We start from the raw sequence: 17,021 nt of genomic DNA, 5'->3' as shown, positions 1-17,021 counted from the left end.
GCTGCTCAGGCCCGGAGCGACGACGCGGCGCGGGCCAGCGCGGTCACCCTGGCCCAGTCGCCGGCCGCGATGGCGGCGGGCGGGGCGATCCAGGTGCCGCCCACGCAGCCGACGTTCGGCAGCGCGAGGTACGACGGCGCCGAGTCCGCGGTGATGCCACCGGTCGGGCAGAACCGGGCGGCCGGCACCGGAGCCGCGACCGAACGGAGGAAGCCGACGCCTCCGGAGACCTCGGCCGGGAAGAACTTCATCTCGGTGACACCGGCCTCGAGCACCGCCAGCACCTCCGAGACGGTCGCGGTGCCGGGCAGGAACAGCAGGCCGGTGTCGGCGAGGCCGGCCAACAGGTCCGGCGTCGCGCCGGGGGAGACCAGGAACCGGGCGCCGGCGTCGGCCGCCAGCTTCGCCTGACCGCCGTTCAGCACGGTGCCGGCGCCGACCAGGATCTCGGGCACCTCGGCGGCGATCGCGCGGATCGCGTCGAGCGCGACCGGCGTACGCAGGGTCAGCTCGATCGCAGGCAGCCCGCCGGCCACCAGCGCCCGGGCCAGCGGCACCGCTGACGCGATGTCGTCGACGACCACGACCGGCAGTACCGGTACGACGTCGAGCAGCGACTCAGACAGCGACTCAGACATGGGATACCTCCGGCAGTGGTGCGACGGTTGAGGGGAAGACGCTGGCGCCGGCGTCGGCCGGACCGACGCTGGCCCGGAACGCGGCGAAGAGCTCGCGGCCGGTGCCCGACCAGTTCGCGGGCGCGGCACCGGCGGGGGAACGGCGCGCGACCAGCTCCGCGTCACCGATGTCGAGTACGCCGGCGTCGGCGTCGACGGTGATGACGTCGCCGTCGCGCACCCGCGACAGTGGCCCGCCGAGCGCCGCCTCCGGGGTCACGTGGATCGCGGCCGGGACCTTGCCCGACGCACCGGACATCCGGCCGTCGGTGACGATCGCGACCCGCTGGCCGCGGTCCTGCAGCACCCCGAGCGCCGGGGTGAGCTTGTGCAGCTCGGGCATGCCGTTGGCGGCCGGGCCCTGGTAGCGGATCACGGCCACCAGGTCGCGGCCGTCCAGGTCGCCGGCGGCGAAGGCTGCCAGGAAGTCGGCCTGGTCGTCGTACACCACGGCCCGCGCGGTGACCTGGCGGTGCTCCGGCGCCACGGCCGAGACCTTGATGACGCCGGTGCCGAGCGGCCCGCGCAGCACCTTGAGGCCGCCGTCGCCAGCAAAGGGCCGCTCCGCCGGCCGGAGGACGTCCTCGTCGAGGCTGTACGCGGTGCCGTCGACCCAGGTCAGCTCGCCCTCGCGGAGCCGCGGTTCGGCGGTGTAGCGCGACAGCCCGAGCCCCGCGACGGTGCGGACGTCGTCGTGCAGCAGTCCGGCGCCGAGCAGCGTGCGGATCAGGAAGCCGATGCCGCCGGCGGCGTGGAAGTGGTTCACGTCGGCGGCGCCGTTGGGGTAGATCCGGGCCAGCAGCGGCACCGCCGCCGACAGGTCGGAGAGGTCGTCCCAGGTCAGCGCGATGCCGGCCGCGCGGGCGATCGCGACCAGGTGCAGGGTGTGGTTGGTGGAGCCGCCGCTGGCGAGCAGCGCCACGCAGGCGTTGACGATCGCGTTCTCGTCGACGATCTCGCCGATCGGCGTCGGCTCATCGCCCTGCGGAGTGATCGCGACCGCGCGGGTGGCGGCCGCCCGAGTCAGCGCCTCGCGCAGCGGCGTACCGGGGTTCACGAACGACGAGCCGGGCAAGTGCAGCCCGAGCACCTCCATCAGCAGCTGGTTGGAGTTCGCGGTGCCGTAGAAGGTGCACGTCCCGCGCGAGTGGTACGACGCCGCCTCGGCGTCGAGCAGCTCCTCGCGGCCGACCTTGCCCTCGGCGTACAGCTGACGGACCTTGGCCTTCTCGCCGTTCGGCAGCCCGGAGGCCATCGGGCCGGCGGGCACGAACACCGTCGGCAGGTGGCCGAACGCGAGCGCCCCGATCAGCAGGCCGGGCACGATCTTGTCGCAGACGCCCAGCATCAGCGCGCCGTCGAACATGTCGTGGGAGAGCGCGATCGCGGTGCTCATCGCGATCACGTCGCGGCTGTACAGAGACAGCTCCATGCCGGCCCGGCCCTGGGTGATCCCGTCGCACATCGCGGGCACGCCGCCCGCGACCTGGGCGATGCCGCCGGCCCGGATCGCGGCCTGCTTGAGCACGGGCGGGTAGTCGGCGAACGGCTGGTGCGCCGACAGCATGTCGTTGTAGCTGGTCACGATCGCGAGGTTGGGCTTGCCGCCGCGGCGCAGCGCCTGCTTCTCCTCGCCGTCCGCGGCGGCGAAGCCGTGCGCGAGGTTGGCGCAGCCGAGGCGGCCGCGGCGCGGGCCGGTGTCGGCCGCGGCGCGGACGGTCCGCAGGTACGCCGTACGCGTGTCCGCGCTGCGGGCGATCAGCCGCTCGGTCACCGCGGCGACGGTCGGGTCGATGGGCGTTGTCATGTGTTGTCCTCCTGCCAGGAGCGGCCGTCCCGCTCGATCAGCACGGCCGCGGCGGTGGGTCCGTTGGTGCCTGCCGGATAGGTGCGCGGCCGGTCGCCGCGCTCGGCCCAGCGGGCCGCGATGGGCTGCACCCACGACCAGGCCGCCTCGACCTCGTCACGGCGCATGAACAGGGTCTGGAAGCCGCGGACGACGTCCATCAGCAGCCGCTCGTAGGGGTCGGGGCAGCGCTCGAGGAACGCGGTGGCATAGCTCAGGTCCAGCGACACCGGCTGCAGCCGGATCCCGCCGGGACCGGGCACCTTCGCGATCAGGTGGAGCTGCATGCCCTCGTCCGGCTGGACGTGGATGGTGAGCCGGTTGGGCGCGGTGTGACCGGCGCTGCCGGGGAACATCGCGTGCGGTGGCTCCTTGAACACCACCTCGATCCGCGACTCGCGCAGGGCCATCCGCTTGCCGGTGCGCAGGTAGAACGGCACGCCCGCCCAGCGCCAGTTCTGTACCTCCGCGCGGATCGCCACGAACGTCTCGGTGTTGCTCTCGTGGCCGAGGTCGTCGACGTACGACGCCGCGGTCGCGCCGGCCGCGAGGCCGGTGCCATAGCGACCCCGCACCGTGTGCCGGTCGACCTCCTCCGGCGTCATCGGCCGCAGCGCCTGGAGCACCTTGAGCTTCTCGTCGCGCACGGTCTCCGGTCCGACGTACGTCGGCGGCTCCATCGCCACCAGGCACAGCAGCTGGAGCAGGTGGTTCTGCACCATGTCGCGCAGCGCGCCGGCGCCGTCGTAGTAGGCGGTCCGGTCGCCGACGCCGAGCGTCTCGGCCACCGTGATCTGCACGTGGTCGACCCAGCGCGAGTTCCAGAGCGGCTCGAGGAAGGTGTTGGCGAACCGGGTGACCAGCAGGTTCTGGACGCTCTCCTTGCCGAGGTAGTGGTCGATCCGGAAGATCTGCTGCTCCTCGAAGACCTCACCCACGGCGTCGTTGATGCGCTGAGAGGAGGCGAGATCGGTGCCGATCGGCTTCTCCATCACCAGCCGGCTGTCTGCGCTGACCACGCCGAGCTCGTCGAGCCGAGCGCAGATCGGGCCGAACAGCTGTGGCGCGACCGCCAGATAGAAGACGCGGACCGGCTCCGGCTGTGGCCGGTCCTTGAGCATCCCCTGCAGCAGGTGCCAGCCGTCCGGCGCCTGGGCGTCGAGTGTGAGGTGGTGTAGTCGCCCGAGCAGCCGGCGTACGGCGTCGTCGTCGCGGTCCTCGGCGGCCAGGTGCTCGTCGAGCGCGCTGGCGACGAGCTCGCGGTAGCCGGCGTCGTCGAGCTGGTGGCGAGACACCCCGATCACCCGGGTGTCGCTGTCGAGCTGGTGCTCGCGCTCGCGGTGGTAGAGGGCGGGAAGCAGCTTGCGGAGGGCGAGGTCGCCGGTGCCGCCGAAGACGGTGAAGTCGCAGGCCGGCAGCACGAGGCTCGGTTCCGGGAAAGCGGGCATGTGTCAACGCTAAGGCCAAAGTTTGGATCGATACAACCCTACTTAGGACTTTGAAAGACAAAAGAATGGATGGTTAGGCTGTCCCGATGTCCGAGAGTGCACTGGGATCGCCGGGAGCGATCCTCGACCTGGTCCGCACCGGCCGGGCCAGCACCCGCTCCGACCTGGGCCGGCTCACCGGCCTGTCCCGGACGGCGGTCGTGTCGCGGGTCGAGGCACTGCAGCGCGCGGGGTTCCTCATGCTCGGAGCCGAGCTCGCCTCCACCGGCGGTCGGCCTCCCAGCGGCCTGGTCTTCAACCGTGACGCCGGGGTGGTTGCGGCGGCCGCCGTGGGCCGGTCGCGGTCGCAGGTCGCGCTGTTCGACCTGCTCGGGAGCGAGCTGGACGCGGCCGCCGTCGACCACGAGGTCGGCGCGAGCCCGGACGCGGTGATGCCGGTGGTCGCCGAACAGCTGGCGCGGCTGCTGGGCGACCGGAGGACGCCGGTGCTCGGAGTCGGCCTGAGCCTGCCCGGGGCCGTCGACGTGGCCCGAGGCGTCGGCGTGGACTCGCCGGCGATGGCCGGATGGGACGGGGTCGAGCTGGCGCCGTACCTCGCAGAGGTGGCGCCGGCCCCGCTGTACGTCGGCAACGACGCCGACCTCCTGGCCCGCTCCGAGCTGCTCGCGCACGGCGACCGCTACCGCGACCTGCTCGTCGTCAAGGCATCGACCGGCCTCGGCCTCGGCATCGTGGCCGACGGCCGCGTGGTGTCCGGGCACCGTGGCGGGGCCGGCGAGATCGGGCACACCAAGGTCGAGGCCGCCGCCGGCAACCAGTGCCGCTGCGGCGACATCGGCTGCGTCGAGACCATCGCCGGCGGCTGGGCTCTGGTGGCCCGGCTCCGAGACTCGCAGCGGCCGGTCGGTCACATCCGCGAGCTGGTCGCGCTTGCACTCGACGGCGACCCGGAGGCCAAGCACCTGCTGCGCGAGAGCGGCCGGCTGCTCGGCGACGTACTCGCCGTCGCGGTGAACCTCACCAACCCCGAGGCCGTCGTCCTCGGCGGCGACATGGCCGCCGCCTTCGACGTCTACGCCGCCGGCGTCCGGGAGAGCCTCTACGCCCGCGCCTGTGCACCCGCCACCCGAGAGCTCACCGTGCTGCCGTCGTCGTACGGCGAGCGCGCTGGGCTGGTCGGCTGCGCCGCACTCGCGCTCGAGCACGTGCTGAGCCCCGCCGCCGTGGAACAGCGGGTGTCGGCCACGCAGTCGGCCTAGTTGCGAGCTAGCTGTGGTGGCATGCTGGCAGGGCGGATTGGCACTAGGGGTTATCGAATTACGTGGTCACCGTCGGCGTTTGGTTGCGGTACTACTCATTGTCCGCGTCTATTCTTGCGCGCCGCAGTGGTCAACGGTCTGTGGTTGCGGTCCATTTAGTTTCTCCGGTGGAATCGGATATCGCCGTTGGGCATTCTTTCCGTTGAATATCTCGGGTCGTGGGCTCGGTGGTGATGGTGGCTGCACAGGAGTACACCGTCGGCGAGGTTGGTCTTTCCGCCTTTCGACCACGGTTTCCAATGGTGGGCCTCAGTCCAGGCCGCCGGGATCGTGCACCCATCTCCGCGGCACCGCTTGTCGCGGAGCCGGAGCGCCTTGCGCTGGGCGCGTGAGAAGTGGCGGCGGGTGCGGCCCAAGTCGAGGATCTCTGATCTACCGCCCAACACCACCGGCACGATCTGGGCGGTACACGCCAGGCGTCGGGCCTGGGCGGCGGTGATCTTGTCGTCGGTGCCGACCAGCCCGGCGGTGGCGAGGTCGCGGGTGAGGGCGTCGTGGTTGATGGTAACCATCACCGTCGTGGCGTCGCCGCCGTGCGCCGGGAGCTTGGCCGGGTCTAGGTGTTCCAGCAGTGCGATGAACGCCTGGCCGCGGGCGCGGTGCTGCGGCACCACGGCGGTGTGTTGGCGGGGTGAGGTGAACGCGTCGAGGTAGGTCGCAAGCCGTGTCGCCGCGGCGTCGGGCAGGAGGCCGCTGAGTCGAGTGGCGCCGTCTCCCCGCCTGGCCAGCGTCAGGCTCCTGCTCTCCCAGGCAAGTTCTTCCTCCCGCGCGAGCTGCTTGGCTTCTTCGGCCTCGCCGACCTCCGGGGCGATCACGTCCAGGATCCGCCGACCCAGCAACCGCAACTGATCCGGTCGATACTCCTGTGCGGCCTCGACCAGATGCTCCTCGGCCTGCACCAACAGATCCGGGTCGAGGTCACCGGGCAGCTCGTCCAACGCGCGAGCGATCACTCGGGCTTGGGCGAGGTTCACAGAGCCCTCGGCGACCGCCGTGCCGAGCCGGACCCACTGCGTGTCGAGCCCGACCGCGAGGTGCTGATCGGCCCGACAGGCCGCCGGGGCATCGCGAGACTCATGGGCCAGCCACGCGGCCACATCCCGGGCGCCCGCATCGGCAGCCACATCGTCAGCCGCCGCCATGATCCGCATCCGCAACGCGGTCAGCTGAACCTCCAGCCGAGACAGCGCGAGCAAGGCATCGGCCTTCTCCGAGGTGCGCATGAAAGCGGGTTCGGTGTCAGAAACATCCTGCAATGCAGCCCCGATAGCAGCAGCGCAGGCAAGCACTGGGTGGGGCGCATTCACAAGCATTCTTCCGACACCTCCTTCAATGCCGCTGACGAGATCAACTAAAGCCATCGTAGGGGCCATCGAACATCGGTTCGAGGTTATCCACAGGTCAATTCAACGAACTCAGCTAGGCTGGCTCTATGCCGCTCGACCACCTCGGCATCGGCGTCCCCGACATGGAGTCCGCGCGGGCCTACTACGACGCGCTGGCGCCGCTGGTCGGCTTCGTGCCGTTCGGGTCGGGCGACGGCTGGTTCGCGTATGCGCCGGACGGCGACACCGGGGTTCAGCTGTTCTTCTACCCGGCGCAGAGCGACGCGGCGTACGACGGCGATGCGACCGGCCTGCAGCATCTCTGCTTCCGGGTCGGGACGCGCGCGGAGGTGGACGCGGCCCACGCCTGGGCGGTCGCCGGCGGCGACCAGATCCTGCACCCGCCCCGGGTCTTCGCCGAGTACCACCCGCTCCACTACGCGACGTACTGGCTCGAACCGCGCGGGTTCAAGCTGGAGGTCGTCTCGTTCGCGAACCCCTGACCGGGAGGGCGACCAGAGGCAACCCAGCGCGCGCCGGCACCTGTCAATGAGGTGTGAGGAGCATTCGATGGGTGGCGACATTCGGGACCGTGACGGTCGTGATCGTGCTGGTCGGACTGGCGGTGGCCTGGATGCTGCAGGGCCCACCCACCAGCCCCGCCGCCTACCCCGCGAAGCGCGTGACCGAGACCGTGACCGAGGGGGCGACCGGCGGCCAGGAGGCCCGTCCGGCGCCGCAGACGCCGGCCGAGTTCGACCGCGAGCGGCACTCGACCACCGACCCGCGCAGCATCTGGGTCGTGGTCAACAAGAAGCATCCGATCGCGCCGCTCGACTTCGAGCCCGACATCGCGTTGGTGCGCGGCTACCAGGTCGCGACCGCGGCCGCCGGACCGCTGGCCCGGCTGCTCGACGCCGGTGACCGGCGCGGCCTCGGGCTGAAGATCGGCAGCGCCTACCGGTCCTACGGGTATCAGGAGTCGGTCTACCAGGCGACGGTCGCGGCGCGGGGTGTGGCCGGCGCGGACCGGGTCTCGGCGCGACCGGGACACAGTGAGCACCAGACCGGGCTCGGCGTCGACATCGTCACGCCGGCCGATCCGGGCTGCCACTTCGATCGCTGCTTCGGCGAGACCCGGGCCGGCCGGTGGCTGGCGCGCGAGGCATGGCGGTACGGGTTCATCGTCCGCTACCAGCCGGGCGCCCGGGCGATCACCGGCTATGCGCCGGAACCCTGGCATCTGCGGTACGTCGGCCGGCCGCTCGCCGCCGAGCTCCGCCGGCAGCAGGTGACCACCCTCGAGGAGTTCTTCGGCATCACCGGCGGCGACTACCGGCCCTGACCCTCGGCCAACACGACCGACCTAGCATGGCTCTGGTGGAGCTGACCGAGACGTTCACCTGGCAGGGTCGCCGGATCGCCTGGGGCCGCTCGGGCAGCGGCCCGGCGGTGGTGTTCTGCCACGGCACGCCCTGGTCGTCGTGGCTGTGGCGGCCCTTCGCGGAGGCGCTGGCCGGCGAGTTCACCGTCTACCTCTGGGACCTGCCGGGCTACGGCCGCTCGTCGAAGGACGCCGAGCATCCGGTCGACTTCGGCGTCCAGGCCGGGGCGTTCGCCGCGCTGCTCGCCCACTGGCAGCTGGACCGGCCGCACGTCGTCGCGCACGACATCGGCGGCATCGTCTCGCTGCGGACCCACCTGACCCACGGCGGGCCGTACGCCTCGCTTCTGCTGGCCGACGTGGTGGCGATCCCGCCCGCCGGCTCGCCGTTCTACCGCTACGTGCAGGAGTACGCCGAGGTGCTGGCCCAGCTGCCGCCGTACATCCACGAGGCGGTGGTCCGCGCCTACATCGCCGGCGCCAGCCACCGCGGGTTGCTCGACGCCGACCTCGACGCGCTCACCGCACCCTGGCTCGGCCCGGAAGGCCAGCCGGCCTTCTATCGGCAGATCGCCGACTTCGACGAGCGGTACCTGGTCGAGACCGAGGAGTCGCTGGCCCGCCTCGACCTCCCGGTGGCGGTGGTGTGGGGCGTCGAGGACACCTGGATCCCGCTCGCGACCGGCGAGCGGCTGGCCGCGGCGATCCCAGGGGCGAGAATCACCCGGGTCCCCGGCGCCGGCCACCTGGTCCACCTCGACGCGCCGGCCGCCCTGGCGACGGCGCTACGAAGCTGGCTCGCCGATCAGTAGCAACAGCAGTAGTAGCTAGCCCTCGAAGCCGTGGTACTGCATCACGTGCTTGATCCGGGTGTAGTCCTCCAGGCTGTACGCCGACAGGTCCTTGCCGTAGCCGGAGTGCTTGAACCCGCCGTGCGGCATCTCCGCGATGAGCGGGATGTGGGTGTTGATCCAGACGCAGCCGAAGTCGAGCCGCGCGGCCGAGCGGGCCGCGGTCCCCGCGTCCTTGGTCCACACCGAGGACGAGAGGCCGTACCGGGTGTCGTTGGCCTTGCCGATCGCGTCGTCCTCGTCGGTGAACGACTGGACGGTCATCACCGGCCCGAACACCTCGGTCCGGATCAGCTCGTCGGTCTGCTGAAGATCGGCGATCACGGTCGGTGCGTAGAAGTAGCCCTGGTCACCGACCCGCCGGCCACCGGTCGTCACCCGCGCGTGGTCGGGGGCGCGGTCGACGAGGCCGCTGATGTGGTCGAGCTGGTTCTGGTTGTTGATCGGGCCGTAGAGGATGTCCTCGTCGGCCGGGTCGAAGCCGGTCCTGGTCGCCGCCGCTGCCTTGGTCAGCTCTTCGACGAACTCCTTGTAGATCCCGCCCTGCACGATCACTCGGGTGGCCGCCGTACAGTCCTGGCCGGCGTTGAACAGGCCAGCGACCGAGATCCCGTCGACCGCGGCCGCGATGTCGGCGTCGTCGTAGACCAGCACGGGCGCCTTGCCGCCGAGTTCGAGGTGCGCCCGCTTGAGGTCCTGCGCGGCCGCCGTCGCTACCGCCATCCCCGCGCGGGTGGAGCCGGTGATCGAGACCTGCTGGGGGACCGGGTGCCGGGTGAGGGCGGCGCCGGTCTCGCGGTCACCGCACACCAGGTTGCAGACGCCGGGAGGGAAGATCTCCTGCATCCGCTCGAACATCCAGTACGTCGACGCCGGGGTCGTGTCCGACGGCTTGAGCACCAGCGTGTTGCCGGCGGCCAGGGCGGGCGCGAACTTCCAGACCGCCATCATCATCGGGTAGTTCCACGGGGTCACCTGGGCGACCGGCCCGATCGGCTCGCGGCGTACCGATGAGGTGTGCCCCTTCATGTACTCGCCGGCCGACCGGCCTTCCAGCGACCTGGCCGCGCCCGCGAAGAAGCGGATCTGGTCCACCATCGGCGGGATCTCCTCGGACAGCGTCAGCGCCGGTGGCTTGCCGGTGTTCTCGCTCTCGACCGCCACCAGCTCCTCGGCGTTCTCCTCGATCACGTCGGCGAGCTTGAGCAGCGCCCGCTGCCGGTCCGACGGGGTCGACCAGCGCCAGGTCTCGAAGGCCTTCGCCGCGGCGGCGAACGCCAGGTCGACGTCGCCTTCGCCTGAGTTCGGCGAGGTCGCGTACACCTGGCCGGTGGCCGGGTTCACGACCTCGAGCGTGGCGCCGGACTCGGCGGGCCGGCTGACGCCGTCGATGATGTTCTGGATCTTCAGGTGGGACACCGCGCTACTCCTCGGTCTCTGTGCTCGGCTGTACTCGGATCATTGGACACCCTGGGTGTCGCTGGACAGCTTCTGCGCGATCCAGATCGGGACGATCGACAGCAGGATCATCACCACGGCGACGACGTTCACCACAGGTGCCTGGCTGGGGCGGAACATGTTGTTGAGGATCCAGATCGGCAGCGTCGTCAGGTCGATGCCGGCGGTGAACGTGGTCACGATGATCTCGTCGAAGCTCAGCGCGAAGGCCAGCAGGCCGCCGGCCAGCAGCGCCGAGCGCAGCTGCGGGAAGGTGACCAGCCGGAAGGTGGTCCAGATCCCCGCACCCAGGTCGGACGACGCCTCCTCGAGGTTCCCGCCCATCCGCCGCAGCCGCGCCTGGACGTTGTTGAACACCGTCACGATGCAGAACGTCGCGTGCGCCACGACCAGCGTGAGCAGGGACAGCTCGACGTTCATGATGCCCTTGAACGCGTTGTTCAGCGCGATTCCGGTGACGATGCCGGGCAGCGCGATCGGCAGGATCACCAGTAGGTTCACCGAGCTCTTGCCGAAGAAGTCGAAGCGCTGCAGGGCGAACGCGAGCAGGGTGCCGAGCACGAGCGCGGTCAGCGTCGCCAGCGCCGCGACCTGGAGGCTGGTGAGCACCGCCTCTCGAGCGCCCTGGCTCTCCCACGCGCGCTTCCACCAGGTGAGGGTGAACCCGTCCGGCGGCCAGGTCATCGCCTGGTTGGTGTTGAAGGAGTTGAACACCACGACGATCAGCGGCACGTAGATCAGTGCCAGCACCGCCCAGGTGAGTACGGCGAGGACCCGGCGTGCGCTCGAGCTCAGAATCACTTCGGCCTCACAGGTTCACAGGTTGTCGAGGGCGCCGGTACGACGTACCGCCGCGAGGTAGACGATCATGATCGTGATCGGGATCAGCGCCACGGCCGCCGCGAGCGGCAGGTTGTTGGCAGCGCCGGCGTTGACGAAGACGAGGTTGCCGAGCATCTGGTTGGCGCCACCGACGATGTTGACGGTGATGTAGTCACCCAGGGTCAGCGAGAAGCTGAAGATCGAGCCCGCGATGATCGCCGGCACCAGCATCGGCAGCACGACCAGCCGCAGCGTGGTCCACGCCGGAGCGCCCAGGTCGCTGGACGCGTTCAGGATCGAGTCCGGCACCCGCTCCAGCCCGGCGTAGATGGGCAGGATGACGTAGGGCAGCCAGATGTAGGCCTGGGTCAGCACCACCGCGGTGAGCCCGTAGCCGGGGGACTGCAGGCCGACAGGCGCGCCGAGCCACTCCAGCAACCCGCCGTTGGAGAGCGTCGCCCGCCAGGCGAACGCCTTCACCAGGTAGCTCGCCCACAGCGGGGTGAGTACGGCGATCAGCAGCACGCCGCGGATGCGGGGCGAGGCCACCTTGGCCATGTAGAACGCGATCGGCAACGCGATCAGGATGTCGATCACGGTGACCAGCGCGGCGATGCCGACGGTGCGGATGGCGACCGTGCGGTACAGCGGCGTGGTGAGGACGGTCTTGATGTTGTCGAGCGAGTAGGTGCTGCGGTCGAGGTTCCCGGTGAAGCTGTCGACCCGCCACAGGGCCGTGATCAGCAGCGCCGCCAGCGCGACGACGTAGATCGCGATCAGCCAGACGAGCGGCGCCGCGAGGAGCGCCGTCAGCCGCATCCAGGCATGCCTGCTGAACAGTGAGGAGATCCGACGGGCAACCGTCCCCCGCTGACGGGGGACGGTTGCCCTGCTGGTGTCGACGGACACGGCATCAGCCCTTGATCTCGGTCCAGGCCGTCGTCCACTGGGAGTAGTCGGTGCACTCCACATCACGCCCGTCGAGGCATTCCTTGACCGGCGTGCGCCAGTACCAGAGCTGCTTGGAGAACTCCTCGTCACCGGCGTGGAAGGTCTCGCAGTGGGTCGGGTCGGTGGTCTCGGCGCAGGCGGCCTCGCTGTTGGGTGCCTCGCCGAAGTACTCGGTCGCCTGGGCGTTGGCCTTGGGGCTCACGATGTAGTCCATCCAGGCGTACGCGCAGTTCACGTTCTCGGCCTGCGCCGACAGCATCCAGGTGTCGTTCCACGCCGTCGCGCCCTCCTCGGGAAGGACCGCCTTCACGTTGTCCTTGCCGATCGCGTTGACGATCACCTGCCAGGTGGTGCCGATGGTGGTGTCGCCGGTCTCGAACGCGGAGATCAGCTTGAGGTAGTCCGACCAGTACTCGCCGACGTACTCACGCTGGGTCTTGAGCAGGTCGACCGAGGCGTCCAGCTGCTTCTGGTCGAGTGCGTACGGGTTGGTGATCTCGAGGTCGGGCTGGTGCTTCATCAGGTACAGCGCCGCGTCCGCGATGTAGATGGGTGAGTCATACGCCGTGACCTTGCCCTTGTGCTTGGCCAGCTCCTCCTCTTCGAAGACCGCGCCCCACGACGTCGGCGGGTCGACCGACTCCTCGTTGTACATCAGCAGGTTGGCGCCGTACCCGTGTGGTACGCCGTAGTTGACGCCGTCGACGCTGTTCCACTCGGTGTCCTTGAGGAAGTCGAAGACGTTCTCGTAGTTCGGCACCAGATCGGTGTTCACCGGTGCGGCCTCACCCGCTGCGATCAGCCGGAGCGACAGGTCGCCCGACGCCGCGACGACGTCGTACTCGCCGGTCTTGGCCAGGTTCAGCGCCTCGTCGGAGGTGCCGTACACCTTGCTGGTCACCTCACAGCCGGTGTCCTCCTCGAACGGCGTGACCCAGTCCACCTCGGGGTCGTTGCTGCCGTCCTCGACGTAGCCCGGCCAGGCCAGGATCGACACCTGTCCCTCGTTCTCGCCGAGCTCGGTGATCGCCTCCTCGGAGGCCTCGTCGGAGCCGCCGTCGTCACCGCAGGCGGCGACCATCAGCAGCGGCGCGATCGCAAGCGCCACGACCACGGCGCGGGTCCGCCTGGTCAGCTTTCGGATTCTCATGTCTGTCTCCGTGTCTCAATGTGCGGGTTGGGGATCTGCAACTGCTGCGGTGGTGCCGTCGTCGTGGAGGAGCACGAGGTCGTGTAGCGAGGCGATCCGGTCGGTCAGCGTCATCGCGTAGGTCTTGGTGATGTGTGCCGTGTCGCGGTACATCAGGATGTTGCCGCGTACCGGTGTGCAGGTCTCGGTGGCGCAGATCTGCTTGGTGAAGTCCAGGAAGGAGACGCCGCCGATGCCCGTCAGGGCCCGTCGTTCAGTGTTGCGGAGCTCCGGCCGGGGGAACTCGCACTCGGTGACCGACTCGGCCTCGGCCAGGCAGGCCGGCGGGTTGAACGGCGCGCTCGGCGGGTCGACCATGACGATCACCTGGATTCCCGCAGCGACGAGCTGACGGACACTCTTCCGGAGGCCCGCTTGGATCAGCCTCCGGGAAGGCCCAGGCTCCAGCAGCTCACCGCTCGCGCGATCGATGACGCGTCGGTCCGGCGTCACCGCGGACGCCACGAAGACCACGTCGGGGTTCGCCTCGATGATCCGCCGGAGGATCTTGGTGCGGAACTCGTCGCATTCGCGGAACTCGCGTGCTCGGCTCTCGTCGTACTTGGTCACGTCTGCCACCGGGCAGGCGCTCTTGGTCCAGCTGGTCAGCCACCAGCCGTGCTTCTGCGCCGCACGCTCCAGCGGCGGGAACATCATCGCTGCATGGCTGTCACCGAGCAGGATGACCCGCTTGTCGGAGTCAGCCTGCCCGAAGTCACAGGCCGGCGGTTCGACCTCCTCGAAGTCGAGGTCGCAGCCGGTGGCCCGCATCGAGACCGCATCCCCGGCTGCGTCGGCCGGCGCCGGCCGCAAGGTGACGACCCGGCCGTCCTCCGAGGCGACAGTGGTGGTCGGGTTCGAGCCGAGCGAGGGGGCGAAGGCGCCGGTCGTCACTGCGCACGCGACCAGCGCGGCGCCGAGCTGGAGCGAGCGCCGGCTGCTCACGACCAGCGTGGGGAGTCGCCGGATCGGCGCCTCGATGTAGCGGAACGTCAGCCATGCGGCGCCGAGCGAGGCCACGACCAGCGCCGTGGTGACCAGCGGCCCGGCGCGGTCCGCGAACCAGACATGGCCGAGGACCAGGAACGGGAAGTGCCACAGGTACCAGGCGTAGGACAGGTCGCCGATCACCTGCAGTGGCCGGACCGACAGGATTCGCCCGACAACTGGCAGCCGCGGCCCGGATCCGGATGCGACCAGCAGGACGGCGGCAACCGTCGGGACCAGCGCCAGCCAGCCCGGGTACGGCGTCGTACCGCCGGTCTCGCGCAGGCTGACCACCGACCACATGTAGCCGGCCAGGCCGAGCGTGGCCATGCTGTTCGTGGCGACCGGGCGGAGCTTGCGCAGGAGGGGCGAGGCGATGGCCAGCAGGGCGCCGGCGCCCAGCTGCCAGGCCCGGGCCGGCGTACCGAAGTAGGCGAAGGGCTGGTTGACCGCGGTCAGGTGGACCGCATAGCCGAACGAGGCCACGACGATCAGCGCCGTGGTCACGCCGAGGACCAGCCGCGCGGACACCCGCCGTCCCGCGAACACCGCTACGGCGACCGCGACCACCAGTGGCCACACCAGGTAGAACTGCTCCTCCACGGCCAGCGACCAGTAGTGGAGCACCGGGCTCTCGGCACGGTCCTGGGCCAGGTAGTCGGTCTGCTGCTGCGCGAACCGCCAGTTCGCCCCGAACAGGGCCGACCAGACCAGGTCGACCGAGACCGTCGGCCGCTGCAGCACCGGCAGTATCAGCGCGGAGGCCAGGCCGGTCGCGGCCAGGACGACGGTCGAGGCGGGCAGGATCCGGCGGGCGCGCCTGGCCCAGAAGCCGAGGAGTGACACGCGCTGGTCCTTCTCGGCCTCAGCGAGTAGCAGTCCGGTGATCAGGAAGCCGGAGATCACGAAGAAGAGGTCGACGCCGATGAAACCGCCAGCAAGACCGGGGACACCCGCGTGGCAGGCGACCACTGTCCCGACTGCGAGCGCGCGCAAGCCTTGAATGTCGGTCCGATACATGCCCCCACGCCCCCGTCGCCGCAACCACTAGACCGCGGCTCGCGCGGTCCCCCTTGGTAGACAGACGAGATGGCAGGCCGTTCTGGATGACAGCCGTCGCACATTTGTCCGCGCCGATCCGGCTCGTGTTCACGGTGACGCACGCTGACCCGGCCCGTGTTCGCGGTGACGGACGCTGACCCGGCCGGTGTTGACATCCATCGCGTGAAGACGGGCCGGGTGGGCGTCGTACGGCGTGATGACGGGCCGGGTGGGCGTCGTACGGCGTGAAGACGGGGCGGGTCGGCTACTTCTGGTCGGCGAGGGCGAGGACCTCGTCGAAGCCGGCGTGCATGCAGGCGATGAGGTGCTCGGGGTCGTTGATGACCGAGCCGTCCATGTTCAGGCCGATGCAGCAGGTGCCATTGTGGGTGACCATCGCGGCCATCACCGCGACGCCGGGCAGCGGCCCGAAGGGGATCACCTTCTCGACCTTCGCGCCGGCCATGTACGTCGCGTACGGCAGGCCCGGCACGTTGGAGGCCGAGAGGTCGGCCGCCGAGGAGATCTGGGCTGCGGCGGCGCCGACGCTGGACGGCAGCCGGTTCACCACCGGGGTGATCAGGGACAGCGTGTCCAGCGCCGGCTCGACGCGCACCGAGAGCACGATGCCCCGGATGGTCGCGATCCGCTCGGCGGGGTCCTCGATCGACACCGGAGCGGCGAACATCGCGCCCGCGAACTTGTTGCCACCCATCGGGTCGTCGGACTTCCGCACGCTCAGAGGCATCGCCATCGGCAGCTTGTCCAGCTCGACGTCGTGGTCCTCGTGGTAGCGCCGGATGCCGCCGAGCAGCGCGGCGACGTACGCGTCGTTGACCGACGCGCTGGTCACCTTGGCGGCGGCCCGCAGCCGCGCGAACTCACACTCGAGTGTGCCGAACCGCCAGACCCGGCCGGTGCGCTGCCGCCACAGCGGGGAGCCCCCGGTGGGCGGCGGGGAGAGCATCCGGCGCAGCGAGCCGGTGAAACGCAGCGTCGAGGAGACCGACGTACCCGGGCTGGACAGCCCCTGCAGTCCGGTCGCCAGCAGCTTGCGCGCCGCTTGCGGCACCGCCCGCGCCTGCTCGGTCGCCTCGTCGACGGCGAGCCGGTTCGGGTCGGGCTCGGGCGGCTGCCGGTGGGAGTGGTCGATCGGCTGCTTCGGGGTGTGCTTGGGGGTGCGGCTCTGCACCAGCGCCATCAGCTGGATGCCGCCCAGGCCGTCGGTGAGCGAGTGGTGGAGCTTGAGCAGGTACGCCGCCTTGCCGTCCTCAAGGCCCTCGATCAGCGTGCCCTCCCAGAGCGGCCGGGTGCGGTCGAAGGGCCGCATCGCCTCGCCCTGGACGAACTCCAGCAGCTGGGCCTGCGTCCCGGGCGCGCGCAGCTGGGCACGCCGCAGGTGGTAGTCGAGGTCGAACGCGGGATCGGCGACCCAGGCCGCGGGCCCGACCGGCACCGACGGCTCCAGCACCCGCTCCGACATCCGCGGGATCAGCTCGGCCGCCCACTGGTGCGCGGCGTACAGCCGCTCCCAGTCCGGCTCCTCGGCGAGCATCGCGAGAGAGCAGATGGTCGAGGACCGGTAGGGGTGGCGCTCGCTGCGCCACATGAACGTCTCCAGCTCGTTCATCCGGGAGTCCGAGCCCCACTGCGCGGCCAGCGACCAGACCTCGTGGTTGACCGCCGCCTCCTCGGGCGACGCCTCCTCGTGCTTCATCGCTCA

14 protein-coding genes are annotated in these 17,021 nt (G+C 70.4%); 4 read left to right on the top strand and 10 right to left on the bottom strand.

Annotation, left to right across the window (positions count from 1 at the left end):
- Positions 1 to 5 precede the first annotated feature (5 nt).
- The 3 genes from eda to zwf are packed head-to-tail and all read right to left on the bottom strand — an operon-like array spanning position 6 to position 3,971.
- Positions 6 to 638: a bifunctional 4-hydroxy-2-oxoglutarate aldolase/2-dehydro-3-deoxy-phosphogluconate aldolase gene (eda, locus tag DDV73_RS15040; RefSeq protein ID WP_109508073.1), complete on the bottom strand. Its 633-nt coding sequence runs from the start codon at positions 636 to 638 to the stop codon at positions 6 to 8.
- Positions 631 to 2,484 (bottom strand): phosphogluconate dehydratase, encoded by a 1,854-nt coding sequence (edd, locus tag DDV73_RS15035; protein WP_109508072.1) that lies wholly within the window; start codon positions 2,482 to 2,484, stop codon positions 631 to 633. Before edd ends, eda begins: the two co-directional genes overlap by 8 nt.
- Positions 2,481 to 3,971, bottom strand: coding sequence for a glucose-6-phosphate dehydrogenase (zwf, locus tag DDV73_RS15030; protein WP_109508071.1), 1,491 nt, complete (start codon positions 3,969 to 3,971; stop codon positions 2,481 to 2,483). Before zwf ends, edd begins: the two co-directional genes overlap by 4 nt.
- A gap of 86 nt (positions 3,972 to 4,057) precedes the next feature.
- On the opposite strand from zwf, the gene DDV73_RS15025 reads away from it, so the two are divergent.
- On the top strand, positions 4,058 to 5,230 hold the full coding sequence (locus DDV73_RS15025) for an ROK family transcriptional regulator (RefSeq protein WP_109508070.1): 1,173 nt from the start codon (positions 4,058 to 4,060) through the stop codon (positions 5,228 to 5,230).
- Positions 5,231 to 5,385: 155 nt separating this feature from the next.
- Here the strand turns inward: DDV73_RS15025 and DDV73_RS15020 are convergent, their stop codons facing one another.
- Positions 5,386 to 6,513 (bottom strand): HNH endonuclease signature motif containing protein, encoded by a 1,128-nt coding sequence (locus DDV73_RS15020; protein ID WP_240617298.1) that lies wholly within the window; start codon positions 6,511 to 6,513, stop codon positions 5,386 to 5,388.
- 209 nt (positions 6,514 to 6,722) lie between these two features.
- On the opposite strand from DDV73_RS15020, the gene DDV73_RS15015 reads away from it, so the two are divergent.
- From DDV73_RS15015 to DDV73_RS15005, 3 genes are all read left to right on the top strand, one after another.
- Positions 6,723 to 7,118 (top strand): VOC family protein, encoded by a 396-nt coding sequence (locus DDV73_RS15015; protein WP_109508068.1) that lies wholly within the window; start codon positions 6,723 to 6,725, stop codon positions 7,116 to 7,118.
- A 71-nt stretch (positions 7,119 to 7,189) separates the two neighbouring features.
- Positions 7,190 to 7,960 (top strand): M15 family metallopeptidase, encoded by a 771-nt coding sequence (locus tag DDV73_RS15010; protein ID WP_109508067.1) that lies wholly within the window; start codon positions 7,190 to 7,192, stop codon positions 7,958 to 7,960.
- A gap of 26 nt (positions 7,961 to 7,986) precedes the next feature.
- Positions 7,987 to 8,811, top strand: coding sequence for an alpha/beta fold hydrolase (locus DDV73_RS15005; protein WP_109508066.1), 825 nt, complete (start codon positions 7,987 to 7,989; stop codon positions 8,809 to 8,811).
- A gap of 15 nt (positions 8,812 to 8,826) precedes the next feature.
- Here the strand turns inward: DDV73_RS15005 and DDV73_RS15000 are convergent, their stop codons facing one another.
- The 6 genes from DDV73_RS15000 to DDV73_RS14975 form a co-directional block, all read right to left on the bottom strand.
- Positions 8,827 to 10,269, bottom strand: coding sequence for a gamma-aminobutyraldehyde dehydrogenase (locus DDV73_RS15000; protein ID WP_109508065.1), 1,443 nt, complete (start codon positions 10,267 to 10,269; stop codon positions 8,827 to 8,829).
- A gap of 39 nt (positions 10,270 to 10,308) precedes the next feature.
- On the bottom strand, positions 10,309 to 11,109 hold the full coding sequence (locus DDV73_RS14995; protein WP_206050889.1) for an ABC transporter permease: 801 nt from the start codon (positions 11,107 to 11,109) through the stop codon (positions 10,309 to 10,311).
- A 15-nt stretch (positions 11,110 to 11,124) separates the two neighbouring features.
- Complete coding sequence (locus DDV73_RS14990) at positions 11,125 to 12,039, bottom strand: ABC transporter permease (protein WP_240617297.1); 915 nt, start codon at positions 12,037 to 12,039, stop codon at positions 11,125 to 11,127.
- A 4-nt stretch (positions 12,040 to 12,043) separates the two neighbouring features.
- Positions 12,044 to 13,231 carry an extracellular solute-binding protein gene (locus DDV73_RS14985; protein ID WP_109508063.1) on the bottom strand — a complete coding sequence of 396 codons (1,188 nt, stop codon included), beginning with the start codon at positions 13,229 to 13,231 and terminating at the stop codon, positions 12,044 to 12,046.
- A gap of 15 nt (positions 13,232 to 13,246) precedes the next feature.
- A complete protein-coding gene (locus tag DDV73_RS14980) occupies positions 13,247 to 15,253 on the bottom strand; it encodes an SGNH hydrolase domain-containing protein (protein WP_161962413.1) in 2,007 nt (668 codons plus the stop codon).
- Between the two features lie 310 nt (positions 15,254 to 15,563).
- Positions 15,564 to 17,015: a wax ester/triacylglycerol synthase domain-containing protein gene (locus DDV73_RS14975; protein ID WP_109508061.1), complete on the bottom strand. Its 1,452-nt coding sequence runs from the start codon at positions 17,013 to 17,015 to the stop codon at positions 15,564 to 15,566.
- Positions 17,016 to 17,021 lie beyond the last annotated feature (6 nt).

Source organism: Nocardioides speluncae (assembly GCF_003121585.1).
GTDB lineage: Bacteria > Actinomycetota > Actinomycetes > Propionibacteriales > Nocardioidaceae > Nocardioides > Nocardioides speluncae.
Note: the sequence above shows the minus strand (reverse complement) of the source record. Positions and strands in the feature narration are given on the sequence as shown.

Bases quoted from the DNA above. Each gene is read 5' to 3' on its own strand.
- eda (WP_109508073.1), bottom strand. From the start codon at position 638: ATGTCTGAGTCGCTGTCTGAGTCGCTGCTCGACGTCGTACCGGTACTG.
- edd (WP_109508072.1), bottom strand. From the start codon at position 2,484: ATGACAACGCCCATCGACCCGACCGTCGCCGCGGTGACCGAGCGGCTG.
- zwf (WP_109508071.1), bottom strand. From the start codon at position 3,971: ATGCCCGCTTTCCCGGAACCGAGCCTCGTGCTGCCGGCCTGCGACTTC.
- DDV73_RS15025 (WP_109508070.1), top strand. From the start codon at position 4,058: ATGTCCGAGAGTGCACTGGGATCGCCGGGAGCGATCCTCGACCTGGTC.
- DDV73_RS15020 (WP_240617298.1), bottom strand. From the start codon at position 6,513: ATGCGCACCTCGGAGAAGGCCGATGCCTTGCTCGCGCTGTCTCGGCTG.
- DDV73_RS15015 (WP_109508068.1), top strand. From the start codon at position 6,723: ATGCCGCTCGACCACCTCGGCATCGGCGTCCCCGACATGGAGTCCGCG.
- DDV73_RS15005 (WP_109508066.1), top strand. From the start codon at position 7,987: ATGGCTCTGGTGGAGCTGACCGAGACGTTCACCTGGCAGGGTCGCCGG.
- DDV73_RS14985 (WP_109508063.1), bottom strand. From the start codon at position 13,231: ATGAGAATCCGAAAGCTGACCAGGCGGACCCGCGCCGTGGTCGTGGCG.
- DDV73_RS14975 (WP_109508061.1), bottom strand. From the start codon at position 17,015: ATGAAGCACGAGGAGGCGTCGCCCGAGGAGGCGGCGGTCAACCACGAG.